This window comes from Methanocorpusculum vombati, assembly GCF_026891935.1.
In the GTDB taxonomy this organism is placed as follows: domain Archaea; phylum Halobacteriota; class Methanomicrobia; order Methanomicrobiales; family Methanocorpusculaceae; genus Methanocorpusculum; species Methanocorpusculum vombati.
Window position 1 is genome coordinate 117,621 of record NZ_JAPTGC010000006.1, and the last position, 26,225, is coordinate 143,845.

24 protein-coding genes are annotated in these 26,225 nt (G+C 56.7%); 9 read left to right on the top strand and 15 right to left on the bottom strand.

What is annotated here, in order from left to right:
• Nucleotides 1-11: 11 nt before the first annotated feature.
• Complete coding sequence (locus O0S09_RS05695) at nt 12-551, top strand: hypothetical protein (protein ID WP_268923000.1); 540 nt, start codon at nt 12-14, stop codon at nt 549-551.
• The gene (locus tag O0S09_RS05700) at nt 551-1,777 is read left to right on the top strand and encodes an SPFH domain-containing protein (RefSeq protein WP_268923001.1); all 1,227 of its coding nucleotides are present in this window, start codon (nt 551-553) and stop codon (nt 1,775-1,777) included. The genes O0S09_RS05695 and O0S09_RS05700 overlap by 1 nt, the downstream gene beginning before the upstream one ends.
• A 16-nt stretch (nt 1,778-1,793) precedes the next feature.
• Here the strand turns inward: O0S09_RS05700 and O0S09_RS05705 are convergent, their stop codons facing one another.
• The 6 genes from O0S09_RS05705 to O0S09_RS05730 all read right to left on the bottom strand — a co-directional run bounded on the left by O0S09_RS05705 (nt 1,794) and on the right by O0S09_RS05730 (nt 11,098).
• Nucleotides 1,794-3,038 (bottom strand): ArsB/NhaD family transporter, encoded by a 1,245-nt coding sequence (locus O0S09_RS05705; RefSeq protein WP_268923002.1) that lies wholly within the window; start codon nt 3,036-3,038, stop codon nt 1,794-1,796.
• 10 nt (nt 3,039-3,048) lie between these two features.
• Entirely contained in the window at nt 3,049-3,348 is a 300-nt protein-coding gene (locus O0S09_RS05710) for a hypothetical protein (RefSeq protein WP_268923003.1), read from the bottom strand.
• Nucleotides 3,349-3,357: 9 nt separating this feature from the next.
• Complete coding sequence (gene albA, locus O0S09_RS05715; protein ID WP_268923004.1) at nt 3,358-3,624, bottom strand: DNA-binding protein Alba; 267 nt, start codon at nt 3,622-3,624, stop codon at nt 3,358-3,360.
• Between the two features lie 112 nt (nt 3,625-3,736).
• Nucleotides 3,737-4,756: an aspartate-semialdehyde dehydrogenase gene (gene asd / locus O0S09_RS05720; protein WP_268923005.1), complete on the bottom strand. Its 1,020-nt coding sequence runs from the start codon at nt 4,754-4,756 to the stop codon at nt 3,737-3,739.
• A 7-nt stretch (nt 4,757-4,763) separates the two neighbouring features.
• Nucleotides 4,764-8,099, bottom strand: coding sequence for a UvrD-helicase domain-containing protein (locus O0S09_RS05725; RefSeq protein WP_268923006.1), 3,336 nt, complete (start codon nt 8,097-8,099; stop codon nt 4,764-4,766).
• Nucleotides 8,096-11,098, bottom strand: a complete 3,003-nt coding sequence (locus O0S09_RS05730) for a PD-(D/E)XK nuclease family protein (protein WP_268923007.1) — start codon at nt 11,096-11,098, stop codon at nt 8,096-8,098. The genes O0S09_RS05725 and O0S09_RS05730 overlap by 4 nt, the downstream gene beginning before the upstream one ends.
• 143 nt (nt 11,099-11,241) lie before the next feature.
• Between O0S09_RS05730 and O0S09_RS05735 the strand changes: the two genes are divergently transcribed.
• Entirely contained in the window at nt 11,242-12,036 is a 795-nt protein-coding gene (locus O0S09_RS05735) for a hypothetical protein (RefSeq protein ID WP_268923008.1), read from the top strand.
• A gap of 107 nt (nt 12,037-12,143) precedes the next feature.
• On the opposite strand, the gene moaC is transcribed toward O0S09_RS05735, so the two are convergent.
• Both moaC and O0S09_RS05745 read right to left on the bottom strand, forming a co-directional pair.
• Complete coding sequence (gene moaC, locus O0S09_RS05740; RefSeq protein WP_268923009.1) at nt 12,144-12,620, bottom strand: cyclic pyranopterin monophosphate synthase MoaC; 477 nt, start codon at nt 12,618-12,620, stop codon at nt 12,144-12,146.
• 5 nt (nt 12,621-12,625) lie between these two features.
• Nucleotides 12,626-13,999, bottom strand: coding sequence for an NAD(P)H-hydrate dehydratase (locus tag O0S09_RS05745; RefSeq protein WP_268923010.1), 1,374 nt, complete (start codon nt 13,997-13,999; stop codon nt 12,626-12,628).
• A 164-nt stretch (nt 14,000-14,163) separates the two neighbouring features.
• On the opposite strand from O0S09_RS05745, the gene recJ reads away from it, so the two are divergent.
• From recJ to O0S09_RS05765, 4 genes are read left to right on the top strand one after another with little or no spacing between them, the layout of a single operon-like run.
• Nucleotides 14,164-15,561 (top strand): RecJ family nuclease, encoded by a 1,398-nt coding sequence (gene recJ, locus O0S09_RS05750; RefSeq protein ID WP_268923012.1) that lies wholly within the window; start codon nt 14,164-14,166, stop codon nt 15,559-15,561.
• A 31-nt stretch (nt 15,562-15,592) separates the two neighbouring features.
• Nucleotides 15,593-15,988 (top strand): PUA domain-containing protein, encoded by a 396-nt coding sequence (locus O0S09_RS05755; RefSeq protein ID WP_338148503.1) that lies wholly within the window; start codon nt 15,593-15,595, stop codon nt 15,986-15,988.
• A gap of 57 nt (nt 15,989-16,045) precedes the next feature.
• The gene (locus O0S09_RS05760; RefSeq protein WP_268923014.1) at nt 16,046-16,387 is read left to right on the top strand and encodes a nascent polypeptide-associated complex protein; all 342 of its coding nucleotides are present in this window, start codon (nt 16,046-16,048) and stop codon (nt 16,385-16,387) included.
• A complete protein-coding gene (locus tag O0S09_RS05765) occupies nt 16,384-17,118 on the top strand; it encodes a methyltransferase domain-containing protein (RefSeq protein WP_268923015.1) in 735 nt (244 codons plus the stop codon). The genes O0S09_RS05760 and O0S09_RS05765 overlap by 4 nt, the downstream gene beginning before the upstream one ends.
• A 234-nt stretch (nt 17,119-17,352) precedes the next feature.
• Here the strand turns inward: O0S09_RS05765 and O0S09_RS05770 are convergent, their stop codons facing one another.
• Nucleotides 17,353-18,387 (bottom strand): mRNA surveillance protein pelota, encoded by a 1,035-nt coding sequence (locus tag O0S09_RS05770; protein ID WP_268923016.1) that lies wholly within the window; start codon nt 18,385-18,387, stop codon nt 17,353-17,355.
• The gene (gene rqcH, locus O0S09_RS05775) at nt 18,384-20,288 is read right to left on the bottom strand and encodes a ribosome rescue protein RqcH (protein WP_268923017.1); all 1,905 of its coding nucleotides are present in this window, start codon (nt 20,286-20,288) and stop codon (nt 18,384-18,386) included. The genes O0S09_RS05770 and rqcH overlap by 4 nt, the downstream gene beginning before the upstream one ends.
• 103 nt (nt 20,289-20,391) lie before the next feature.
• Between rqcH and O0S09_RS05780 the strand changes: the two genes are divergently transcribed.
• Entirely contained in the window at nt 20,392-21,048 is a 657-nt protein-coding gene (locus O0S09_RS05780) for an EMC6-like membrane protein (protein ID WP_268923019.1), read from the top strand.
• A 4-nt stretch (nt 21,049-21,052) separates the two neighbouring features.
• On the top strand, nt 21,053-22,888 hold the full coding sequence (locus O0S09_RS05785; protein WP_268923020.1) for a ribosome biogenesis/translation initiation ATPase RLI: 1,836 nt from the start codon (nt 21,053-21,055) through the stop codon (nt 22,886-22,888).
• 357 nt (nt 22,889-23,245) lie between these two features.
• Here O0S09_RS05785 and O0S09_RS05790 read toward each other — a convergent pair whose 3' ends face one another.
• Genes O0S09_RS05790 through O0S09_RS05810 form a run of 5 tightly spaced genes read right to left on the bottom strand, consistent with a single transcriptional unit; the run spans nt 23,246 to nt 26,225 of the window.
• Nucleotides 23,246-23,518: a hypothetical protein gene (locus O0S09_RS05790; protein ID WP_268923021.1), complete on the bottom strand. Its 273-nt coding sequence runs from the start codon at nt 23,516-23,518 to the stop codon at nt 23,246-23,248.
• The gene (locus O0S09_RS05795; RefSeq protein WP_268923022.1) at nt 23,511-24,452 is read right to left on the bottom strand and encodes a ribonuclease Z; all 942 of its coding nucleotides are present in this window, start codon (nt 24,450-24,452) and stop codon (nt 23,511-23,513) included. Before O0S09_RS05795 ends, O0S09_RS05790 begins: the two co-directional genes overlap by 8 nt.
• Nucleotides 24,453-24,454: 2 nt before the next feature.
• Entirely contained in the window at nt 24,455-25,234 is a 780-nt protein-coding gene (locus O0S09_RS05800; RefSeq protein WP_268923023.1) for a sugar phosphate isomerase/epimerase family protein, read from the bottom strand.
• Nucleotides 25,231-25,770, bottom strand: a complete 540-nt coding sequence (locus tag O0S09_RS05805; RefSeq protein WP_268923024.1) for an AAA family ATPase — start codon at nt 25,768-25,770, stop codon at nt 25,231-25,233. Before O0S09_RS05805 ends, O0S09_RS05800 begins: the two co-directional genes overlap by 4 nt.
• A gap of 41 nt (nt 25,771-25,811) precedes the next feature.
• Entirely contained in the window at nt 25,812-26,225 is a 414-nt protein-coding gene (locus O0S09_RS05810; RefSeq protein ID WP_268923025.1) for an autoantigen p27 domain-containing protein, read from the bottom strand.

Consider the following 26,225-nt stretch of genomic DNA (forward strand, 5'->3'; position numbering starts at 1 on the left):
GTTACAAAAATATGACGACGGATTTACGAAGTAAAGTCGAGGAAGACCGCGGACTGCTGAAGAAGATTCAGATGGGAATCCCGGGTTTCCGCGGATACCGGCAGAAGGAAGATCTGCGCATTGCAGACTCCCTTCTCCGGATGCAGGTTGCGGATCTGCTGAAGTCGGATGTTCTGGGAACCCTTGAACTGATCCGTGAACGTGCGGGAAATGCACTGGAACTGGATCTGATGAACGACATTGCAACGGTTGTCTCTGCGGCAAAAACCGCAGAGACCAGAGTCCGCCACGCAGAACAGGGATACTCGGGAATCTCACCGGCGTACCGCGTCACTGACGAGCAGCTGAACACGCTGTATGAGTTTGACGTCTCGCTTGTCGACGGTATCAGATCCCTGGGCAAACTGTGCCGTACCGCGCTCGGTTCAGCTGATGCAGGAGATTTCGGCCTGGTGAAAGCGGATCTCCGCGACATCCGTGCGGGTCTTGCAGAGCTATTGGCAGTGTTTGAGAAACGTATCGAGACAATGGCAGGGCTTGGTGCATTCTAATGGCATTATTCTCAAAAGTGAACAAAAAGATCGGTTCCGGCTCCGACATCGAAGGAGCAGATTCCCGGAAAGGATTCTACTGGGTTGAGGATCAGAAAGGCGACAATGTGATGTGGCGCCTTCCAAGAAACGTGATGTGGAACGACAACGTGCTGGTCCGTGAGGATGAGTACGGTATCTTCTTCCGCGACGGAAAAGCGCTCGCGGTCTTCGATCGCCCCGACCGGTATGCGCTGACGACACAGAACATTCCCGTCCTGAAAGATATTGCGGGAACGGTTCTGGGAAACGTCCAGATCGGTGAGTTCTTCTGGGTACAGAAACGGGAGTTCCGGGACAAGTTTGGTACCAGCCAGCCGCTTGCATTCCGCGATGTGGACTTCGGCGTTGTACAGCTGAGAATCTTCGGCCAGTTCTCCTACAAAGTAACCGAACCTCTGCAGCTGATCACGGAGTTTGTGGGAACCAAAGGCCTTACGAAGTCCGAGGAGATCGTGGAGTGGCTGAAGGGCCAGATTGTTGCAGTCCTGAACGACACGCTCGGTGAACTGAAGGCAAAGAAACAGATGGGCGTTCTGGATATGCCTGCATACCTGCAAGAGATCGAACAGCTCTGTCTTGCAAAACTCACCCGTGAGACCGAGGTCTACGGTCTGAAGATCATGAAGTTTGCCGGTCTGAACATCAACATGCCCGAAGAGGTTCAGGAGGCAATCAACAAGCGCGGCGCAATGTCTGCTCTTGGCGTGAACTACATCCAGTACCAGTCCGGTAAGGCAATTGAAGGTATCGGAACCGGCGCAGCACAGGGAGGCGGCGAAGGTTCCGGCTTTGCAATGATGGGTGCAGGCATGGGCGCGGGAGTCGGTATGGGTAACATGATGGCACAGGGAATGGCGGGTATGGCCGCAGGCCAGCCGGCACCGTTCGGCGGTCAGCAGGGTACCCAGCAGCCGCAGACTCCGGCTGCCGCCGCAGTACCGCAGGTAACCTGTGCAAAGTGCGGAACGGCAGCACCTGCCGGTACAAAGTTCTGTCCCGAATGCGGCTCACCAATGGCACCGCCCGCTTCAGGCAGATGTGCAAACTGCGGGGCAGCCCTTCTGCCCGGTGCAAAGTTCTGTCCGGAATGCGGGACCAAAGTCGGGTCACCGAAGTGTCCGGCCTGCGGTGCTGATGTTCCGGCAGGCACAAAGTTCTGCCCCGAGTGCGGACAGAAACTCTAACCTTTTTTTAATCCCCTTACCCCAACACCAGTGAGCAGAACCATATCCAGCCGATAAACACCGCAGAGGCTGCAAGCGTCAGCGGCACACCGGTACGGAAGTACTGCCAGAATGTCATCGTCTCACCGTGTTTCTCCGCATTCTGGATAATAATCACCGAACTTGCCGCGCCAAGAATCGTCAGCGTGCCTGAGATCGTACTCCCCGCCGCAAGGGCAAGATACAGATGGAGCGGTGCTGCCGCAGCCTCAAGCACCGGCAGAACCAGTGCCACATACGGCACATTCGATACCAGCTGCGGCACAAGGATACTCACCCCGAACAGCACCGGCATCGACGTGGTAAACGACTGCGGCAGCATACCCTGAATCACCCCCGTGTTCCAGACCGCGGCCATCAGCACAAACATCGACACAAAGAACAGCAGCGTACTCCAGTCCACCCCGCGCAGAAGTTCCAGCCGCCGAGGGGACAGAACCACCAGCGGCAGGGCAGCAGCCACCGCAATTGCCACCAGCGGCAGCTCGTACCCGGCAAATGACAGTATGATCCGCAGGAAGATCACAGCAAACACGAGAACAAGGGACGCCTTGGTCAGCCGTTCCAGCACCGGATCCTCCGGACTGCGGGAATCTTCAGCCGGTGATACCGCAGCACCTCCGTTTGGCAGACGCCATATCATCATGCGGTACAGAATATACAGACTCGCCAGTGCCGGAACACACAGATACACAAAGAAACTGCCGAACGCATTGGGAACGCCTCCCGACAGTGCAATCAGCAGTACCTGCGGGTTTCCAATCGGGGTCATCACACTCCCGAAGGTTACCGCTGCGGCAAGTGCCACCAGCATCCGGGTGACCGGAATCCCGAACGTGCGGGCGCAGTACAGTGCGACCGGCGTCCCGATGATTGCGACCGTATCATTCATCAGGAAAGCGGATGCTCCGGCCATCAGAAAAATAAACCAGAACATCACCTGACGGCGGGTGGACGCCTTTGCAAACATCGCAACCGACGCGGTATGCAGCAGACCGGAGCGCTCCATTGCAGCACCCAGAACAAACATCCCGAACAAAAACACGATCACCTCCACGTTCACCGCCGCAACCGCAGCGGCAGGAGTTATTGATCCCGTAACAAGCGCAAGAACCGCACCGGCAGTCATTACCGCCCATATCGGCAGACGGACACGCCCCACCTGCCGCACCACAATCAGCAGAAAAACAACCGCAAGAATACCAACGGCAATCGGAACCATAACCCGGTGCCTACACGCGGGAAATATCCAGGAGATCTACAGACCGGTACGGCCCCCGCATCACATCCCCTTGCGAATAATTCCGGACAGCCGTAAACGAAACACGGGTTCCAACCGCAAACCCTTCCGGAACACCGGCCGCAGGAATATACACGATACCGTCGTCCCCTGAAATAACCACACCGTCCCCAAGGGAGGAGATCGTCCCATCACAGGAAAACTCCTTCGTATCCGGCAGACTCACATACCATACGCACAGAACGCAGGCAACCACCAGCACCACACCAGCTATCGTATTCTTCTTTGACATAAAAAAAGGTCAGGGTTTTGCGAGGATGATCTGAATGCATGAGACATTGGAGGGGCCGTTGTCCATCTCGACCTGATCAGTAGAGGTGGTTACACTCTGTTTGACCACATTTGGCAGAAACTGGCGCGTCACAATCTCGGCAGTATCGACAGCACGAACGATGGCTTTGCCGCGGGCCTTCACGATCACCTCGGAGTTGCCGGCATTGAACTGTGTAACCACAGCAAGCACATAGTTCATCACCGGCTTGTTTCCAATCAGGACTGTATTATCCATCGTTGTAGTATCATTTGGTGATAATCAGATATCAGTTGATCGTATACATCCGGATCGGGAAAACTATCGGGGAATCCTCGTGATTTCCCGGATAGTTCCCAAAAGAACCGCATCAGAAGTATTTCTTTGTGTGCAGAAGCTCGGCGTTCAGAACAGATGCGCCCGCAGCACCGCGGATGGTGTTGTGTCCCATTGCAACAAACCTGATGCCGTCACGCACCCGTCCAACGGAGACGGTCATGCCGTTACCGCGGTTGCGGTCAAGCCGCGGCTGCGGCCGGTTTTCATCCGGAAGATAGAGAATCGTTTTTTCCGGCTGGGTCGGAAGTCCGGAAAACGGCGGCTGCCAGGTCCGGAAGGCTTCAATGACTTCGTCAGGAGTTGCCGGAACATCGATCCAGATATTTAAGGTGTGCCCGTCAATAACCGGAACGCGGTTGCAGGATGCAGATACGGTAAACGGCGCTCCGGTGATCTGCGTGCCGTCAAAGGTACCGAGAATCTTGTTTGCCTCGCGGGACATCTTCTCCTCTTCAGATCCGATATAGGGTATCACGTTGTCGTAGATGCCGAACGCCGGAACCCCTTCAAAGCCCGCGCCGGAGATCGCCTGCATGGTTGCAACGTTGATGGTGGTGAACGGGAACTTCATCAGCGGGGCAAGCGCTGTTGCAAGCATAATCGTGGAGCAGTTCGGGTTTGTCACGATGAAACCATCGCGGTTGTGGTTTTTCTTCTGCAGATCAATGAGTGCGGCATGCTCAGGGTTGACCTCGGCAATCATGAGCGGAACATCTGCGGCCATGCGGTGGGAACTTGCATTACTGAAGACACCAACACCTGCGTCCGCAATCTCGGACTCAAGGGTTGTGGCAATGTCCGCAGGAAGTGCGGAGAACACAATGTCGCAGTCCTTTACCGCGTCAACCGTGGTGGGAGAGACAACAATATCCCGAACAGACTCCGGAAACGGGGAGTCCAGCCGCCAGTTCACGACGGATCCGTAGGTCTTGCCTGCGGAACGGTCGGATGCAGTGAGGGTCGAGAGGGTAAACCACGGATGGTTTGCGAGGAGCTGGACAAAACGCTGACCGACAGCGCCGGTTGCTCCAAGAACACCAACATGAATCATGAGGTATTCATATGCTTTGCCGGATATTCATGCTTTCGTCCGCATCCCGCCGGTCATCAAACAAAGCCGCTAACCCGGATTCATCCAAAGACACTTCCATGATGCCGCCGTCCTGGGCAAAGTAGATGCAGGCGGATGCCTCCACGAAAAAGAGCCGGCGAACCGCAGCGGCATAGATGGAGACCTGACGCCGGTAGTTTCTCAGTTCGTCTGCTCCAGCAGTATGCAGGGAACCGGATTTGTAGTCGATGATGCGCCAGGTTCCGTCGGTATACCGTACAAGCCGGTCAATAGCACCGGTACACTGCCTGCCGCAGATCTCAGCCGAGAACGGCAGCTCACAGAACTCCTCGGCAACGTTCTGCATCAGAGGAGAGGTACGAAATGTTTCATATGCATGTTCAAGAGAGATACGTGCCTCCGCATTCAGCCGGTAACGTCTGCACAGCATGGCAGCATCCTGTCCCTGAAATACTCCGTGCAGAGCCGTTCCGTAAACCGCGGACGCAGATATAGTGCAGGTGGTCTCCCGATCCGGATGGTTCAGGCGGGTTGCGCTGACCGGGCGTCCTGCGGGGTCGCGGCGTTTGGCCGTCTCTTTCCTGACATACTGATAGTCTGCGGGAAGAGACGGGATTTTCGCAGGCACAGGGGTATCAGATACGGCATTTTCGTCAGAAACATACTCGGTAACGGAAATCTCAACCGGGATTCCGTCATCCGTTGCAAACGTAAACGACGATGAACTCTCCTGCGGGAGGAGATATGCGGCAAGCCATGCGGCACGGCTGTTCTTCGGCGGAAAGTTACTGCCCTGCACATAGGACAGAATCAGATGATCCCGTGCCCGTGTCATGGCAACATAGAACAGCCGTTTCTTCTCTGCAATCTCTTTTGCATCCCGGACTTCGCGGGTGAACATCTTCACAAACGTATCCGCAGCCCGGTCTCCGGCGCCGTACATCCGGAGCGGCAGACCCACACCGAGATCTTTGTCAAGCACAAGGCCGGTTCCGGGAGGAGAGATCGTGCTGTCAAGATTTGCAAGGATTACAATCGGGAACTCCAGTCCTTTTGCGGCATGCACGGTCATAATCCGTACCGCATCGCCTTCCGGCAGATCGATCTGTGCGACACTCTCCTTGATCTCCTGCTCAGCGCCGGTTGCAAGCATCCGTACAAACTCCGGCAGCGGCATCGCGCGTCTGCGTACCTGGGAACGGGCAAGTCCGATCAGCTTCTCCAGATTTGCAAGAGCATACCTGCCGTTCTGCATGCCGCCATACACCGCGTACATGCCGGATTCGCGCAGAATCCGCCGCAGAAGTTCCGGCAGCGGCTCAGTTCCGGCAGCGGTCTGCCACTCCTTCAGCCGGGCAGCAGCGGCCGCAATCCGGGACCCGGGATGTTCCGCAGCATACCGGCGAACACGTCCATAGTAGCTGCCGCCGCCCACAATGCAGAGTTCCGTATCCGGAATGCCGAAGTACGGGGAACGCAGAACACCGTAGAGCGCAATATCATCGCCCAGACCGGCAACAACCGAGAGAAGCTGGGTGATGTCGGCAACCTCCTGCGAGCGGTAGAATCCCTGGCTTTTGTAGATGCTGTAGGGAACATCCGCCTCACGCAGGGCATGCTCAATCATCGCCTGACTGTTGCGGGTCTCCAGCAGAACGGCAACGTCCCCGAACCGTGCCGGACGCAGGTTAGCCCCGTCCCGGATCATTATGCCCGAGGCGATCAGTTCCCGGATACGTGCGGCAATTGCCCGTGCTTCAAGAAGCGTATCAGGAGAAGATCCGTCAGGAATGGTTTTGAGAATCTGTACCGTTCCTGTGTCCGTTTTGCGTTCCGGGGAGACGGAGATGGGATCATAGCCGACATCCCATGCCTCGGCGGTCTCGGAAAACAGACGGGAAAAGATGGTGTTCACCACACCCAGAACCTCTTTCGTACTGCGGAAACTGATGTCAAGGGCAACCGGATCTGTCCCGCAGCCGGCGGTTATTCTCTCCTGCATGGCGTTCACCTCGCAGATGTCGGCGTTGCGGAACGCATAGATCGACTGTTTCGGATCACCGACGATGAAGACCGCATCATTAGACGGGGTAAGAGCACCGATGATCTTCCAGACGATGGCAGACTGTGCCGGGTCGGTGTCCTGTACTTCGTCAACGAGGATGTAGGAGAAACGCCGCTGAAGTGCATGCAGAACGCCCGGAATCTCAATAACCTCTGCGGTCATGCGGATGAGGTCCTCAAAGTCCAGCGCTCCCCGCTGCTGTTTCTCCTGGAGGTAGCTGCGGTAAACCTCGTCGGTTACGCGGCCAAGCGCGGCAATCACCCGGACACTCTCGCGGGAGAAGGCATCGTCGGGATCCGGAATCTGATTCCATCCCTTCGGAACCATCTCCACCGCAGACTTCAGCACGGCAAACGATCTCCGCAGCCGGTCAAGGTCTGCACCGAACACGCCCCGACTGCCGATCCGTGCGCCGGTTTTGCTTCCGTTTGCCTCCTGAACTGCGGCCACAGCAGTGCAGAACGTTTCCGCATCGGCATCAGCCGTAAGCTGTCGGAGAGCCGGAAGAATCCGGCGGAGATACGCTGCGCCGGAATCGGTGCAGTCTCCGTAGCACTCTGCAAGATCGATCAGATCCGCAACAGCATCCGGAGTATCCCCGGAGAAGAATACCGCCTGCCGTTCCCGGACAGCCGCAAGCATCAGCCGCCGCCACTCCCGGATACAGGCATCCATTTCTTCCTCGGTCTTTGGGAAATGGTGCCGGAACTCAGGATACTTTGGAAGAAGTTCGGCAATCACCTTTTCCGGAACGGCCACATCCTCAAACAGCAGGGCACAATCCTGATACAAAGACTCCGGAGGCCGAATGAGAACATTGCGGATGAGTGTTGTCGTCAGTACCTGCTTTTCCATCTCGTCCAGAATGTCAAAACCGGGATCAAGACCTGCGTCCAGCGCGAACTCCCGCAGAACCGATGCGCAGAATCCGTGAAACGTGGTGATAGATGCGCGGAAGAACTCATCGAGAATACCGGTCCAGAATCGGTACTCGTCTGCACCGGATGCGGCGTCGGCAAGCGCATGGATGTCGGACGCAATTCTCTCGCGCATCTCGCTTGCGGCCTTCTCGGTGAAGGTCAGAGCAAGAACCTCGGAAACGGTTGCGGTACCTTTTTGTTTCCGCAGATGCATCAGAAGCGCCAGATAGCGTTTGCTCAGCAGGAACGTCTTGCCGGTACCGGCACCTGCCGTTACGCAGAGGCTCTTTCCCATTGCAAGTGCCTCCTTCTGCCGGACGGTCAGGTCCGGTATCATATATCCCCTCCGGCCAGAGACCGCAGGCGGTCAAACCGGCAGATAAACCGCTCGCGGCAGTGTTCGCAGGATGCTTTATCGTAGATTGGCTGACACCTGCCCTGCTGCATACCGGCACGGCAGCGTGCCGCATGGATCAGGGCACCGGGTACAAAACAGTCCGTATCACGGCTCAGCGGATCGGTCTCTTCAACCGCGCCCGCCGCTATCCGGTAGTAGGTTCCCCCGCCCCGCGTCCAGTCGGGATGAAGATGTTCCATTGCCGCAAGGTAGAGCGGAAGCTGCAGGGATCTGCCGGATTGTATCTCCGCAGTCGTTTTTGCCCGGCCTGTTTTGTAGTCGGTTACGCAGTATGTTCCATGGGAAAAACGAATGCGGTCCACTCTTCCCTCCAGCCGCAGTTCGCTTCCGTCAGGAAGCGGAACACCCGGCATTTCCGTCATGGAGAAGGGATATTCCAGCAGCTCTTGGGGCGTGACACTCCCGGACGCGGCAAGGGCAATCTCGTGATCGATCACCTCGGAAAGCCGGCCCGGATACGAAGGCGTGCCGATGTAGCGGTTGCGCAGGCTCTGCCACTTCGGTGTTGCAAGACCGGTTTTGGCAAACTCCTCATCCGCAATCCTCAGGAGATCGGTTAGGGCGGCATCCCGCGTATCCTGCGACGGCGGGAAGTTCTCCGACTCGGTGATCAGCCGGTACATTGTTTTGTGAATGACATTCCCCAGCTCCGGCCGTTCATCGCTTTCCGGGTCGGGATGAGGTATCAGCCGCAGATGCAGTTCCGTGTACCAGCGGAACGGACAGGCGGCATACCGCTCCAGATCCGTTACGGTAAAACATGCCGCCGCACTGTACCGGGCTTTGAACTGTTCCTGAAGCGGATGAGAGGAAAAAACCGCGTCATACACGGTTGCAGGAGCACCGGAACGCGCGACCGTCTCGATTCCGATTCTCCGTGCCGCATCGGACAGATCCGGAAGACGGGAACAGTCAAGACCTTCCTCCCATGTTCCTTCCGCAATCAGGCGGCCTGCATATTCCGAAAGCCAAGACGCCGAGTGGCGGAGTTCGCCGCAGGTCCATTCGGTACCCGGCAGATCAAACATCTGCATCCATGCGGACGGAATTTTTGTCGTTCCCTCATCACTTGCGGGAGCGGAAAGATACACGGATTTTTCGCCGGCAAGAACCGCCGACAAAAACGCATACCGTTCCTCTCTGAGGGTCTCTTCGTAGGTCTGCGTTCCTGCTTCCAGCGTCTCTGCCATGGTCAGGAACGGCAGCCGGGGATGCACACGGGGCAGCACATCCGCAGTGAGACCGGCAAGGAAGACATGCGGTATGGTCTGGTGAACAATTTCCCGGAACCCAAGAATTTTCACCGTATTGTGGGGATTTCCGGCAGCAGGAGGGACACTCTGCACCGATCGGACGAAGGCAAAAAGCATCGCATAAAACTTTCCGGGGGAGATACGCTCCGGCTGTATCAGGGTTTCTGCGGCGTCAATGTCTGCAAGAACCGCGGAGAAACGTTCAACGGCAGCCGCGTCTTCCGGCGGAAGACGTCTGCCGAGATGACCCTGCGGGTAGCCGAGCTCGGCAAGGATGCGGCGCAGGACGGTGACAAACTCCGCGACGGAACGCTTTTTTCGACCGAGACGGTCCAGCAGGGAGAACACATCCTCAAGTTTTTTCAGGAGGATATCGATCCGCTGCACTTTTGCCGCAAGCTCCGTTTTTTCCGGAGCGGGAATGCCGGGATCATTCATGCCTGCCGCAAATCCTGCGCGAAGACGTTTCGGATACTCCAGCCACTGCCGCCTGCCGCCGGTGATTCCGGCAGCGCGGGAGAGCCAGGTGAGATCCCGGGGCGGGATGTACCGCTCCCCCCAGGAGAAGTACGGATAGGAGAAGAGGGTTGTCATGTCCGGAGCGGTGTAGTTTCCAAGAACCGTTTTCAGCAGGGAAAAGACAGCGGCTATGGACCTGCTGCGGAACAGCGGGTGACCGATGGAACTGGTAAACTCCGGGGGCTGTCCGTTTGCGGAAAAATCCGGGAACAACTCTCCGGCAAGCTCGGCATACAGCGGAACTTCCGGGGTGAGCACCGCAATATCTCCGGGTTGTACTCCATTTTCGATGAGGCAGCAGATCTCTTCGGCAATCGCGGAGAGTTCAGCGGTGCGGTCAGGAAACACGCCGATCTTTTTGATCGGCAGATCGGGTGAGACGGAAAGCCGCTGAAACACCGATTCAGCAAACGCTCCGGCCCTGTTTCCGGCAGGCGGTACGCCTTCCTGCGGCGGAAAAATTTTGTCGTTTGCAGCATACGGAACAAACTCAGAGAGCCGGTCTGCCGCAGTGCGTACTGCGTCCAGCAGTTCCGTCTCACGTTCTTTTGGCGAGAAGATGCCGTAGAGGTACACGGATTGCAGCGGAAACCTGCCGCTGCGGACGGCGTCTGCGGCGAGCCGGAGGACGGCAGGTGCATCCGCGGTCTGTTCGGTGTCACAGAAGGTCTCATATGCAGTAAATACCGATGCAAGGGCTGCGAGTCTGTCGCTTCCTTTCGGGAGCACGGCATTGCGGAACCTGAGCGTGTTGTAGAGCGTGACGAGATTTTCCACCGATGCAAAACCCACGGATTTTCCGGGGCCGTCCGCAGGGTCTGCTTTGGGCGAGAGCAGGCGGCACATCTCAGGATTGGTTTCGGCAATCCGGGAAAAGATGAGCTTCTGCTCAACGGGAGAGAGAATACGCACGCCGGGATATGCCGTGGCTACCACGGTCTCGGCAAATCCGGCAATGGTTGTGATGCGGGAAGGGATGAACGGAATTTTTCGTGCGGTTATGTCCTGCTTCACGGTTTCTGCCAGACGGTTTACCGGCAGAATCATCCAAACTCCTGCCGGGTGGTCTTTGGATTCCGCGAGAAACTCCGCAGTATATGCATCACGGGCGGTTCCCGGTAATCCGTAGCGGATCGTCGCAGCCATTCTGGTGTTTACGTGTGTGGCAGAATGCAATAAACCTGATCCAATCCGAATGCAAGGGAGGTTTTGGGCCCAGAGAAAAGGTGCAGCGCTGAAAGGGAGGCATCATTAAATAGTTTCAATACGCATCTGCTGAATAGTGAGTATTGATGCGTGAACTGTCGTTTCGGGTAAGAAGCCTCGGATCGGCGAAACCTGCGATACCGGAGGCCGGTGAGCTTGGTGACTGGATACGGCGGCATGCAGGGACCGCGGCGGATCTGACCACCTGGGAAGTGGAGGAGACTCTCCGGGCACAGGGACCGGAGGTCTGGGTTCCTGCGGCAGGCGGAATGTGGTACGGTGACCGGATGCTGGCAGCGTTTCCCAATGTATCCGAACAGCGGATCTCCGGAGAGTTCGATCTGCATACGGCGGATATTTCTGCGGACTGTATGACCGCAGCGAAGATACGGAAAGGGTGCTGGTGGGCGGTTCCGTCACCGCAGGCTCTGCATCTTACGGACGGCTACTTTGCGGATGAGGATACCGCATCCGAAGCGGTCGCAGACGCAGTGACCAGGGTCTGCCGGGTTATGCGGGATACCGGCGCTGCCGGACATGTACTTGTGTATGATGGGGTACCTGATGCAATAGATCAGGAACATTTCTCCGGAAAGCGGTTTCTTCGTTTCGTGCCGGATGCGTTTCTGGAGGATGTTCTGGAGGTGCAGCGGGATCTGATTCTCTCTGCGGATGCTGTTCCGCGCCTTGCAGAACTTGCCGACAGTTATACGATACGGCAGGTGTATGTAACGGATCCGACAGGTGAAGCACTCGCCGGAGCATGCCGGCTGTTTGATCCCGAGGATGTGTTCTGCGCGGGAACAGCACCGGAGACGGATCAGGAGACATACTGGAAAAACCTCGCGAAACTGCGGGTTTGTGTCCGGGATGTCTGAGCGCCGGGTTCACTGTTCCGTGATGTTTCAGTGTTTTCCGTGGGTATCAGGGCTTTGTGGGCAATACCGGGGATCGTGACGTTTGAAACAAAAAACAAAAGGATGCGTTACTCCGCATCCCCCTTGATCTTTTCCACGACATGGACGCCTTCGATGCGGGTTACCGGGTACTGACCGTTTTCATCCTTTTCAGCGGATTTGACCATGTCCCAGATGGTCAGAAGGGCAACGGATGCACCGGTGAGCGCTTCCATTTCAATACCGGTTTTGCCGAAGGTCTTCACACGACAGGAGATTTCAATGTACTCACCGGTCTGGACAAAAGAGACCGTAACCGCACCGACCGGAATCGGGTGGCACATGGGGATGAGTGCCCATGTCTGTTTGACGGCCATGGTTCCGGCAACCTGTGCAGTTGCAAGAACGTTGCCTTTCACCACCGTCCCTTCCGCAATTGCTTTGAGGGTTTCGGGCCGGAGATAGATTCTGCCGCTGGCAGTTGCCTCGCGGGGAACATCCGGCTTTGGCGTGACGTCAACCATATGTACTTCGTTCTTCTCGTTGAGGTGGGTAAATGTGGGCATGAAAATCACAACTCTGTGTATAATGTGTGCGCAAGATGTCTAAGAAGATCGGTTGCGAGGAGACCTTCACCGAGTTCTGCGCAGAGGGTTTCACCGGTAACACCGACGGCGTATGCGGCGGCGCATGCAGCAGGCATGGCCTGCATGCGCGCAAGAAGACCGCCGGCACAACCGGCGAGCACATCGCCGGTGCCGCCGGTGGTCATGCCGGAAGCGCCGGATCTGTTGAACCGCACGCGGCGTCCGTCCGAGATGGTGTCAACCGCTCCTTTCAGCAGAACAACGCCGCCCGCAGCCGCAGCAGCCGCACGGACCGCCTCGCCCCGTACCGCCAGCCCTTCCGGAACCGCGCCGAAGACACGGGCGAACTCGCCGGCATGCGGCGTGTAGATGGTCTCAGCTGCTGCGCGGGGAAGCGAACCGCGGAGAAGATCAGCGTCCACAACCGCTTTTTTTGCAGCCCGGACCACTTCGGCGGCAACCGCAAGACTCTCTGCTGCGGTACCAAGTCCCGGCCCGCAGACCACGGCGTCGGACTTCTCTGCAAGAGAGAGGAGGTGCTCGCGGTGTTCCTCGCAGATATGATCGCCCGAAAGCCGGTCGTGGATGATGTCCGGCAGAAAGCCGTCAGCCGGGGATGCGACACGGACAATGTCGGCTCCGGCACGCAGTGCCGCCACTCCTGCAAGGAACGGTGCGCCCTGATACGGCCCGCCGCCGACAACGAGTACCGTCCCGCCGGATCCTTTATGGGAACCGGCTGGTTTTCGGGGGACCAGAAGGAGGTCGCCTTCCCCGCAGAATACTTCGGCAGCGAGCGGAATGCCGATGTTGTACACCTCGGACCCCGGAGTTTTTGCGAGATGGAACGCGGCAATGCGATCGGCACGGCAGCCCGGAGTCGGCACATCACAGGCAATAATGCGGGCTGACGACGCGTTCATACGGGAGATGAGACCTGCATACGGCTCTTTGAGTGGAAGACGTGCACCGGTGCCGAGCAGCGCGTCCACGATCACGTCACAGCTGAACAGCTCCGGTACCGCGGTATCCGTAATCGTCACCGGACATGCGGCAAGGGCGGCAAACTGGGCACGGGCTTCAGGGGTTTTTGGATCGCCCGCACAGAAGACAAGAACGTCCGTCTCGTTTGCAAGATGCCGTGCGGCGCAGAACCCGTCGCCCGCATTGTTGCCGGTACCGCAGAGGATTGCAACACGGCCCGGACGTTCATCCCTGACAGCGGCGGCAAGAGCAGACCCCGCACTCTCCATGCGCTGGAGCGCAGAGATACCCCAGCCGTCCGCATTTTTGTCAACGACCCGCATGTCATCTGCTGAGATGATGCCTGACAGACCAAATGCTGATAGTTCCCGCATTTTTCGTAGTAGATACGTTTGCCTGCGAAAAGATAAACTATCCCCTCCTGCTCCTTCCCGGTACAGTTTCCGAAAAAAACCAACAAAATATTTTCGTCATCGCACCGGACAACACCACGATAAACCATACCTATAGTTTGCCGCAGCACCAAGTACAAAGAGAAATGGGGTTCATCGAGGACATCAGTACCGCGACCGGCATGATCAGAAATGCAGACGCAGTAACACTTGTCTCGCACATTGATGCAGACGGCATCACAAGCGAGGCAATCACCGCTCAGGCAATTTCCCGGCTCGGCATCCCCGTAACCCCGGTTTTTGTCCGGCAGCTGGAACCGCTGACCATGCGGCACGTACCAAACGACGACACCCTGAAGATATTCACCGATCTCGGTGCAGGTCAGCAGAATCTCATGGAAGAAGCAGGACTTCCCGCCGACAATGTCCTGATTCTTGACCATCATATCAACCAGCCGGCACCGGGCGGCACACAGTACTCCCAGGTGAACTCCCAGTTCTACGGCCCGGAGTATGCCAAGTGTTCCGCCGCGGGTGTTGCCTATCTGGTTGCAAGAAAGCTGGACCCGGCCAACGCCGATCTCGCCGAGCTTGCCGTGGTCGGCAACGTCGGCGACATGATGGCACGCGAGACCTGCGGCCTGGTGGGAATTGCCCGGTGGATCGCCGATGACGGTGTGGAGTCGGGCCGTGTCCGCATCACCAAAGGTCTCAACTGTTACGGTCTGTCCACGCGCCCCCTGCATCTCTGCCTTGCAAACAGTGACGACCCAATCCTTCCGGGAATCTCCGGGGACCCGAAGGCCGCAGCTGATCTTTTGATCCGGCTTGGTATCTACGAAAAACCGTCCGACCAGCGGGTCTGGGAGGACCTGCATGCGGACGAGGCAAAACTTCTGGCAAGTGTTGTTGCCGAACAGATGATTGCAAACGGAGAATCAACCGAACGACTGTTTGCAGAGTTGTACTTCTTCCCGCATGAGACCGAAAAATCCCCGCTGCGCAATGCATCGGAGTATGCGACGATGCTCAACGCCTGCGGACGATGGGCAAAACCGAAGATCGGAGAGGCCGTCTGTTTCGGCGACCGCGGCCAGCAGTACCGCGAGGCCGAACATATGCTCCGTCATCACCGCTCGATTATCCGCGAGTTGTGCGAGTACATCCTCGACACCGGCGTTACAGATGCGGGCAGTATGCAGTGGATTCATACGGGAGATGCGTATCCTGATACCATTGTTGGTATCGGTGCGGGGATGGCATTGTCCAAACTTGATACGACAAAGCCCATTATGGTGCTGTGCAATGTTGCGGACGAGCCGGATCTGGTAAAAATTTCCATGCGGACCTATGAAAAAGTGCTCCGGTGCGGTGTTGATCTGCAGGCGGCCCTGGCGGTGGCCGCAGCAGAGTTCAATGGTGCAGGCGGAGGACATAATATTGCTGCGGGGGCATATATCCCCAAAGGTTGTGAAGATGATTTCATCAGAAGAGTTAACGAGCTTATTGCCGGTCAGTTTGCAGCGGGTGCGCCGCATCGCTGATTTTCAGTTCGGCAGAGGAGCGGGAGAGGCGATGTTTCCCGATGAGACGACATTTTCCTACTCCAATACGAAACGTATCCGGTATGCAAATCTCGGCAAAACCCGTCTTGTTACCGTGCGTGCGGGAGACGGCAGACTGACGCTCGGGTATCCGGCGGCGGAACGTCTGCATGCATTTCTTGCGGCACCGAAGAACCGCGTTGTGGTGATGGAGGATGCAGTACCGTTCATTCTGGACGGAAAAAATGCGATGGCAAAACATGTGATCGCAAGTGATCCGGAGATCATGGCAGAGGACGAGGTGTTCGTGGTGGATGCAGACGACAATCTGCTTGCTACCGGCATGGCTATTCTTGCGGGAACGGAGATGCTCGGTTTTTCCTACGGAACCGCGGTGAAGGTGCGGCAGGGGAAGAACCGGCAGTAAGCCCGATGGCATTAAGAATCATTGGATAAAAACAGTAACGAGGATTGGTTGAAAACTATGATGCCAGGTATTAATCCGAAACAGATGAAAGCCGCGATGAAAAAGATGGGCATGAAGATGGAGGAGATAGAGGATGTCCAGAGGGTTGTTGTCTATACGCCCTCCGGAAACTATGTCTTTGAGCCTGCCGAGGTGGTCGGTATTACGATGCAGGGGCAGACTTCCTATCAGTTGTCCGGTACTCCGCGGTTTGAGCCGGCGAAGGTGGAGATCCCCGAGTCTGATGTGGAACTGGTTGCATCCCAGACATCGGTGCCCCCTGATGCGGCACGCGCGGCCCTTGAGGAGTGCAACGGCGATATTGCCGAGGCAATCCTGAAACTGACGGCAATAGAATGATCGGACCAAACAGAGTGATTGTCCGGGGACACGGGCGGGAGTACTACGTGCGTGCCGGAGAGGGAAAGCTCTCGACGGATCTCGGAATGATCGATCTTGCGGCGGTTGCGGAGCTGGAAAGCGGCGATGTGGTCCAGACGCATCTTGGCAAGCCGTTCACGGTGCTGGTTCCCCGTGCAACGGACTTTTTCTCCCACGGCAAACGTACCGGCGCGCCGATGATGCCAAAAGACATCGGTATGGTGATAGCATATACGGGGATGTCGTGCCGTGACCGTGTGCTGGATGCGGGTACGGGTTCGGGGATTGCGGCTATCTTCTTCGGCGGTGTTGCGGATACGGTAGTGACCTGCGAGGCACGCGAGGATTTTTCCCGGACGGCAGCAGGAAATATCCGGGATGCCGGACTTTCCAATGTGGAGTGCCGCGCCTGTGATGTGCTGGAGGTCACGGACGGGCCGTTTGATGTGGTACATCTCGATATGATGATTGAGCCGCAGCATGTGGAGCATGCCTACGGGCTGCTCCGCACCGGCGGATACTTTGCAACCTATACGCCGTTTCTGGAACAGACCTTCTGCGTAATGGATACAGCACGGCGGCTGTTCGGCGAGGACGCTGTGCAGACGTTTGAGTGTATGGAGCGGGAGCTGACACGAAGCGCACGGGGAACCCGTCCCTCAACGAAGGTTTCCCATACCGGGTACCTGACAATCGCACGCCGTCTCTGACGGTGTGCTTTGCTCCTTTTGAACAGGCACGCAGATTTTCCCAGAACAAAGGACCTTCGGAAGGAGGTTCTGCGGAAAAATATCTTTTTTATGGAGAATTGTGCGGTGTTTGTTTTTGATTATTAGGGGAGAGAGGGGCGTCTGTGTTTATGGAGTCTGGATGAGATAAACTCCCGGCAGGTTCACACATCGCCTCTCCGGAAAAAAGAAGAACAGAGATTCTTTTGTCCGTTCCTATCCCGTAATCTTATACCGCAGCAGCGCCGCAACACCGCCGAGACCCAGCAGCCGTTTTCCCGGCTCAAACTCCGTTGACAGCACCACAACTCCCGCACCCAGCCGTTCCGCATCCTCAATCATCCGCGCAGTACGGCTTCCCCGAATCTCCGTATCCGCAACAACCACCGTCTCCGCCGCACCGTAATCAATCGCATTCCTCACCTCCGCCGCACCGTACGCCACCGCACCGTTCTGTCCGATCCGCAGAAACACTTCGTCCATCACCTGCACTTCCCGGGCAAGCTGCAGATCCTCTGCGACCCGGGCCAGCACCCCGTTCCCGATAGCCTCCTGTACCGCACCGTACCCCGACCGCCGCGTATCCGCAAGCAGCATCCGCTCCGCAGTCTCCGGGGCTTTTGTCTTCGCAAACTTTACAAAATCCTCCTTCACAAACCCCGGACCCGCAACCACAACCGGTCCCGTCACCAGCGCAAGCGCCCGCAGCAGCTCCTCAAACAGACTCTGCCGCGAATCAATCTCCGCCGTCTTTCCGCTCCCGATCGTCAGCGTGACAACCCGCTCCGGCCCGTACTGACGGATACGGTACAGCTCCGCCTCCCCGTCCTCAACCGCCGCAATATGTACTACCCCGTGCACCGACGACGCAACCGCCCGGTCCAGCCGCTCCAGATCCACCAGCTTCCACTGCCGCACCACGGATATCTCATACCCCGGCTCAATATTCAGGGTATGATGCTGACCTGCATCCGGCCCGAATACAATCACCCCGAACACCCGCAGACGGACCGCGTCCGGCAGAAACTCCACCTTCTCACACTTCACCCCGATACGCACCGGCCGCTTCTCCAGCTTCTCCGCCCGCAGTTTATCATTCGGGCCGTCCACTGTCCGCAGCGTCACCGCAAACACCGTATTCCCCCATGAGATCAGATGCGACAGATGCCACAGATCGTCCAGACTCTCGGGCATCAGTTTATACTCCCCGAATCCGTCACGCTTCAGCGGCTCTGCTGCCGTCGCCTTCATGACTCCACCAGATCCGAACCGCCCGGCGGCACAAATGCCGCAACAGCTTCGGTATGCAGAACAGCCTTCAGCATCTTCTGATCCGACTCAGGGACAGCCTCTTTCAGCCTGCGCAGAACCTTCTTCGCCACATCATTCCCCTCAAACGTACCCGGGCGCAGACGAACCGACACCGTGCAGCGCGGCTCAATCGCGGACGGCGTTCCCCCCAGAACCGCAAGAGACGGCTCTGTCTGCACGCCAATTGCAACTTCCATCGGCACATTCCGGAGGTAATTCCGTTCCCCGCGAATCACGAACGAACCGTGCGCCACAAACTCGCCCGACTCCGCAGTTTTACTTACCTGGGACGGTGCAGCGGCAATCACATCGCCCGCCGCAGCACCCGATCCCCACATACGCGAATACGATGCCGCAAACTGCGCCGCTTCATCCATCCGTTCCGTCTTTCCCTTCACCAGAACCACCGACGCACCAAACACGTCCGCGTGCAGGAACGTATCGCCGCCCTCCATGTACTTCTTCACCAGCTCTTCATTCTGATCCGCATTCCGGCCGCCGATCACCAGCACACCGTCCGAAGTCTCCATCCACCGGAACCGGTGATACCACTTTGCCTTCATCTTCCCGGGGCCGTGGGCCTTCGGCTTTACCGGATGCACAACAGCCTGCTGCATAGCACGAAGCGCTCCCTCTTTCTTTGCGCGGAACTTCTTCGCCACCTGATAATACCGGCCCACATTCGCCTCAAGGCTCTCATGCACAAAAACCGTTACCCGGTGTTTTTCCCCGAGATCCAGCACAACCGATGCATCCGCCGGATTCACCGACACAATCCGCTTTGCCGCAGGAGTGTCCGCACCCTTCAGCACCCGGGCAATATCCTGCCACGACATCTTTGCCGACGCCTGCGCCAGTACATCAATCGTCTCCTGCACCTCACCGTAATGCGCATAGATGATTTCTGAGATCTCCATAGCCTCGGAGATCTTCTTCTCAAACTTAACCAGCGCTTCCTCCTGCTGTCTGCGGATGCGCTCCTCCCGCGACAGTTTTACCTTCGCCTCCACAACCGCCTCGGCAACCGGCTTCGGGAACCATGCTTCAAGCGCCGCGGAAAACGTCGGGAAATGCTCTTTCGGCTCCCGCAAAACCGACGGCAGCGGAAACGCCCCCTTGGCATCGATCACCGGATCCGACCCGGACTTCAGCCGGGCAAGATAGGCAATCATCGCCTCATACACCGGACGGAGCTGTGCTTCGGTCGCAAACCTCGCGGGCATCGACTTCGATACCCCGGAAAGAGCACATATCTCCTCAGACGTCGGACCGCCCAGCTGCATCCGGGTTGCAAGCACCCGCACAATATCCGCCTCGTCGGCGGTCATCTGTTCTGCAAATGTATCATAGGAAAGAAGGGACGGATCCTGACCCTCCATTGAGTACACCGCACCGCCCACTACATCCCGCTCGCGGAACCGCTTCTGCACAAGCGCATTTAAAATCACATAATTCTCATCGGTGAGAATCAGGTTTCCCTCGTCGAACAGTTCAATAATCAGCCGGAACTCTTTGGGCCCCTTGCCAATGGAGATGATCAGAACCCGCTCGACCGTCTTCTGCTCAATTGCAAGAACCTTTCCGCCGTCGATGAATTTGCGCAGATACATCGAAAAACCGGACGGGTTTTTCGGCGCTTCCGGCAGCGAACGTACCAGATGGGCGCGGACACCTTTCACAATATACAGAAGATGGCGTGCCTTATCCTCACCGTTCAGGCGGATCCCGAACGTCGCATTATCGTATTGATATATTTTCCCAATCCAGAGCGGCAGCAGGGAAGACAACTCCGCCGTCATTGCCGTCACATCCGTCCCGCTCATTCCCGCAAGTGTTGCCATTGATAATACCAAGAATAGATAAGACCTGAGAACTAAAAAAATAAAGCATCTATGCCGCAGCACAGCTGCGGCGAAAGATCTTCACCTCCGGAGAATACCAGATATGCAGGTAGCACGAGTCAAAAAGGAAAAATGCAGTACAGCAGACTGCAACCGCTGCATCCGGTTCTGTCCCGTATCACGTAAGGACCAGCCGGTAATCTACATCGGGAGAAATAAAAAGGCAACGGTGAACGAAGAGCTGTGTAACGGATGTGCCAAATGTGTCCGCATCTGCCCGGAAAAAGCAATCGAGATGATCACTATCCCGGATCCGGTTGACGAAACCGTGGTGGCGGCAGCAGAAGTCCAGTCACCGGACACCGCCGCAACCCCCGCACCCGCTGCGGAAGTGCCGAAACAGACTGCACCGCCAAAGAAAAAGGAGACCCCCGAAGAGAAGATCGTCCGCAAAAAAGCAGAGCACAGCGAGCGTGTCATCAGAACACTCATCGCCTGTGTTCTTGGTATGATTGCCGGTATTGCTTCCTACTTCATCGCAGGAACACCGAACCCGGAAACCGGTACCCAGGCCGATCCCTTTGTGGGTGTCCTGATTCTGCTGGTCGCAATCGTCCTGCAGAGAACCATCTTCATCCTCATCAGGATCGATACCGCCAAGCTCGGCAAGAAGGACTGGTTCTACCAGGCGTTCATGACCTTTGCCATGTGGTATCTTTCCTGGACGATCATTCTGAGCACTTCGCTCCTGGCCGAGTAATATCATGAGGATTGCCATCGTTCACAAAGACCGGTGTCATTCCCGGAAATGCGGACAGGAATGCATAGCCTACTGTCCGCGGGTACGTACCGGAGACGAAACCATTCAGATAGGCGAAAGCGGCCGTGCCGAGATCTCCGAGGAGCTGTGTGTCGGTTGCGGTATCTGTATCAAGAAGTGTCCGTTTGAGGCACTGGACATTATCCAGCTGCCGGAGGAGCTGGATACCCCGGTGCACCGCTACGGGCCGAATGCATTCGTGCTGTACGGTCTCCCCCAGCCGGTGACAGGTAAAGTCACCGGTGTTCTCGGACCGAACGGTATCGGAAAGTCAACCGCCGTGAAAATTCTTTCCGGCCAGGTCAAACCGAATCTCGGCATCTTTGAGCGTGAGGTGTCCTGGGAAGAAATTCTCAAGTTCTATGCCGGAACCGAACTGCTGGACTACCTGCAGCAGGTCGCAAAAAAGACGATCCGTGCCTCCATCAAGCCGCAGTACATCGATTTTATCCCGAAAGTGTTCAAGGGAAAGGTCGGCGATCTGCTCAAGGCAAATGATGAGCGTAAACAGCTGGATCACTTCATCAGAGAACTTGCCCTGGACACGATTCTTGACAAGGATCTCTCCACCCTGTCAGGCGGAGAACTGCAGCGTGTCGCACTCACCGTTGCGTTGTCTAAGGAGGCTGATTTCTACTTCCTCGATGAAGTGACGCCGTTCCTGGACATTTACCAGAGGATGATCGCGGCAAAACTGATCCGTGAGCTTGCGGAGTCGCATCCGGTTATTCTGGTCGAACACGATATTGCGATTTTAGACATGGTTGCGGAGACTGTCCACATCGCCTACGGCAAGCCTGCGGCGTTTGGTATTATTACACGGCCCAAAGGTGTCAGAATCGGGGTGAACCAGTATCTGGAAGGATTCGTGGCAGAGGAGAACGTGCGTATCCGTGACTATCCGGTGGTGTTTGAGACACGCGGCCATGAAAGCGATGTGGAACGCGAGATCTTAATGGAGATTCCGGAGATGACGAAGACCTTCCCCGGTTTTACGCTGAAGGTTGCGGGCGGCGAGGTCCGGCGCGGCGAGGTTCTGGGTATCGTCGGTGCAAACGGTATTGGAAAGTCCACGTTTGCCAAACTGCTTGCAGGTGTTGAGACTCCGGACGACGGCAGGAAGTTTGATACGGTGACGGTGTCGTATAAGCCGCAGTATGTGACGGCGAACACGTCGGATACGGTGGAGTTCCTGCTGCGGCAGGCGACCCGGCGGTTTGACTCTTCCTATTACCAGCACGAGATTCTGGAGCCGCTCGGGTTAATGCCGCTGTTACAGTCCGAGGTTAACCACCTTTCCGGCGGAGAACTGCAGCGTGTGGCAATTGCCCTGTGCCTGTCGCGGGATGCGGATCTGTATATTCTGGATGAACCAAGCGCCCATCTGGATGTGGAGCAGCGGCTCGTGACCACGAAGGTTATCAAGCGTGCGGCAGAGGACAAGGGTGCCGGTATCATGGTGATCGATCATGATATGTACACGATCGATATGATCAGTGAACGGCTGCTGGTCTTCGACGGGGTTCCGGGTGCAAACGGTCTTGCTACCGGGCCGTTTGAGATGAAGGAGGGAATGAATAAGTTCCTTGGTCTTTTAGGCATCACCTTCCGCCGTGACAAGACGGGACGTCCGCGGATCAATAAGCCGGGGTCGTATCTTGACCGCGAGCAGAAGGCGGCGGGCGAGTACTATTACTACAACCTTGATGCGGCGGCTCTTGCCGACGCGGTGAAGGAAGAGGAAGACGAGGAAGAACCGGCAGAGTCCGTCTCTCCATAACTTTTTTTTGAAAAAAAAGATTGCGGTTTTTCGGTTTCGGCCGGATGCATACAGGCAGGGATACGAAAAGGTAGTGTCTGCGATGTACTTTTCGTACGAGATCTTTTCCGGACGTGGTGGCATCCGACATGAGATCATTGATGCTGCATGCGGTCCGAGTGCCGCCGACGAGAGGGACTGCGGACTGCAAACGGGATGATCCGGAGATGAATTTTTCCGGATATTACATCCTATCCATGGAGGATATCATGCCCGTGAACATCTTTTTCAGAAATATCTGATAATGGGATGAAATCACTCCGGAAATCTGAAAAATCTCTTCTGAATACTTTTTAAAAATATTATACCAGATAAATTTCAAGAAATCAGGGAATGGAACAAATCCTGTCCCAACAGCACCAATGGAGAATTTATCTCATCAGCACCGGACAAGATATGTTTATGACACGCGGTGCCCAATACATCCTCCATGGATAGGACATCATCACCGGTGTATTCCATCATTTTTCCGAAAAGCGGACGTGTGCGTCTTTTTTTGGTTTTGCTGAGGAACCAAAGAGAAAGACTTCCGAATACCGTTTCCAAAAAAAGAGGGTTCAGCAGAGAGAGGAAATCCCCTTGCTCAGACATCTGAAAACGGAATTTCAATAACCGAAAGATCCGCCGGTGCGACAATCTCCCCGTCGAAGAACTCCCGTGCATCCTGCAGATGATTTGCTGTTGACGTGTACCGCGAGCTGAAATGCACCAGTGCCAGAATCTTCGGATGAACAGCCGCCGCAACCATACCCGCCTCCCGTGCTGTTGAGTGCCAGACCTCTTTGGCACGGGCCGAACCCTCCTCCTCATCAAACGTTGCCTCATGGATCAGCAGATCCGCCCCTTCCAGCAGATCATTTTTATTCTTCACGGGCCGGGTATCGCCGGTGTACACTACCTTCCGGCCGCGGCGGCGCTCACCCATCACCTGTTCGGGTGAGATAACAACCTCCGCTCCATCACGGACAATCCGCACACTCTCCCCGCGCTGTAACTTCCCGAACAGCGGACCCGGGGGAACACCAAGTGCAACCGCTTCCTCACGGTTGAACCGTCCGGGACGCATATCCTCCTCCAGGATATACCCGACACTCTCAAGCCCGTGATACGTCTTAAACGCCATCACCGAATACCCGTCAAACAGGGTCACGTCACCGTCCGCAACTTCCACCGCAGACAGCACAAACGGAATCTTCGGTGTCAGCCGGTGAATAATCTCCACAAACCCGTCCACCCCCGAAGGTCCGTAGATCGTTAACGGCTCCGTTCGTCCGTTGAATGCCATCGTCTCCACCAGGCCGAAAATGCCGAGATAATGATCCGCGTGCCAGTGCGTCACAAAGATCGCATTCACCGTAAACCCGGTCTTCGCCCGCATCATCTGCTGCTGTGCTCCCTCGCCGCAGTCGAACAGCAGCGTGTCCGAACCCCGGCGGATCATAATGCACGACGGATTTCTGTTCGGTGTCGGCAGTGCTCCGGCAGTCCCCAGAAAATGTACAAACAGTGTCTCGCCGCCTGCCATGATCAGAACCACTCCCGGATCAGATCCAGACTGATCCTGCCTTCCGCAGGATTCCTGCCTTCAACGACCATAATCTTTCCGTGATACTCTGCCTGGATCTTTGGCATAATCTTTTTCCAGTCGATGGACCCCTTTCCCAGCGGGAGGTGCTCATCGTACTTTCCGTGATTATCATGGATGTGCAGGTGTGCCGCCCGCGGCAGAATCACCCGGCAGAAGGCATCCAGATTTCCGTTCGTATTCGCATGCCCCACATCAAACGTGAGGGAAATCCCCGATACCGCATCCGCAAAACCCTCCAGTTCATACGGGTCCCGGCAGTAAAAATCCTCAAGGTTCGGCATGTTCTCAAGCGCCACACAAACCCCTGTACGTTCCGCAACCTCACCAAGCCGTGCCAGAGCTTCTTTGTGAGTATTCCATGCTGCGGATGTTGCCTCACGGCCGTTTGGTTCAAGGTATCCCGGGTGCAGTGTGATGGTGTCTGCAATCTCCGATGCGGACTCGATGCACGCCGAAAGCTGACTCACGGTCGCGTTCCAGACATCAGCGTTCAGCGATGCGGGGTTCAGACCGGAAAACGGCAGATGGACCGAGGACTCAAGACCCGTATCCCGCAGAACTTTTCGGATCCCCGGAAATTTCCGCGGAATATCTGCAACACTGTGGAACCAGCCGTCCATGGAAATCTCCCAGCCGTCAAATCCGGCCTGCGCAATTCCTGCGACCCAGCTTTCCGGATCTTTGAGGGAAAGCCGCGACGATGCAAAATAGATCTTCATAGTTCCTCCGAAAATACCCGCCGGACCGCTGCCTCATAGACGTCCCGTGTTGATTCGTTCACGAGCCGTACTCCGGCAAGCGCCATCGCGGCAGCAAGCCCGAATGATTCTTCACGCTCGTCGCGGGCTTTCAGACTTTCCGCCGTCGTTGTGTCGTCGCTTCGTCCCCGCGACTGCATCCGGGAAAGCCGCACCGCAAACGATGCCTCAACGGCTACCAGCACAAACTCCGGAAAAACCGAACGGAAATAACGGACCTCCGCATCCCCCCGGATTCCGTCAATGACCACCGCATCCGCGTGCTGCTTTCCGACCTCTTCTGCGGTCAGCATCGCAACGGCATCCATGCCGAAATCCTCGCGGAGCCTGCGGGCGGCAGCCCCGATGTTTTCATCGGTGAGGGCAAGACCCGCGGCGGTTACCTGCCGTCGGATCATGTCTCCCATTACCACTACAGGAATACCGAGCCCTGCGGCAATCTGCGAAAATTCACCCTTCCCGCTCGCCGGATATCCGACAACACCGATAACCTTCATCTCTAATTAGTATGCAGGGAATTTCATTAAGCCCATCGCTTTCAGCGGTTCAGCATCGTCCGGGCTTCCGCTGCCGTTCGGATACACTCCATATACGACAGACAGCGTGCCGGGTCCGGTTCAGCTTCAGCCCGGGTACAGAACTGCAGAATCAGGGTGTCCAGCCGTGCAGGGATGTCGCCGGAAACCGGTACCGGTGTGTTTTGCTCCTTTGCGTACTTCGGCGTAATCACCCGCACGTTCTCCGGAACCGGAGCGGAGCCGTCCGCGGCAACAACCTTCGGTACCGCGGTCTGCGGCGCGGCCGCAGACGCGGCACAGACCACGCACATGCGTTTGCCTTTCACCTCAAACATCGGGGCTCCGCAGTCAGGACAGAGATCCGCCAGCATCTTTGCCCCGCTGAGAAGATACTCAGCCATAATATCGTCAGGTTTTCGTGCACCGCTATTCAT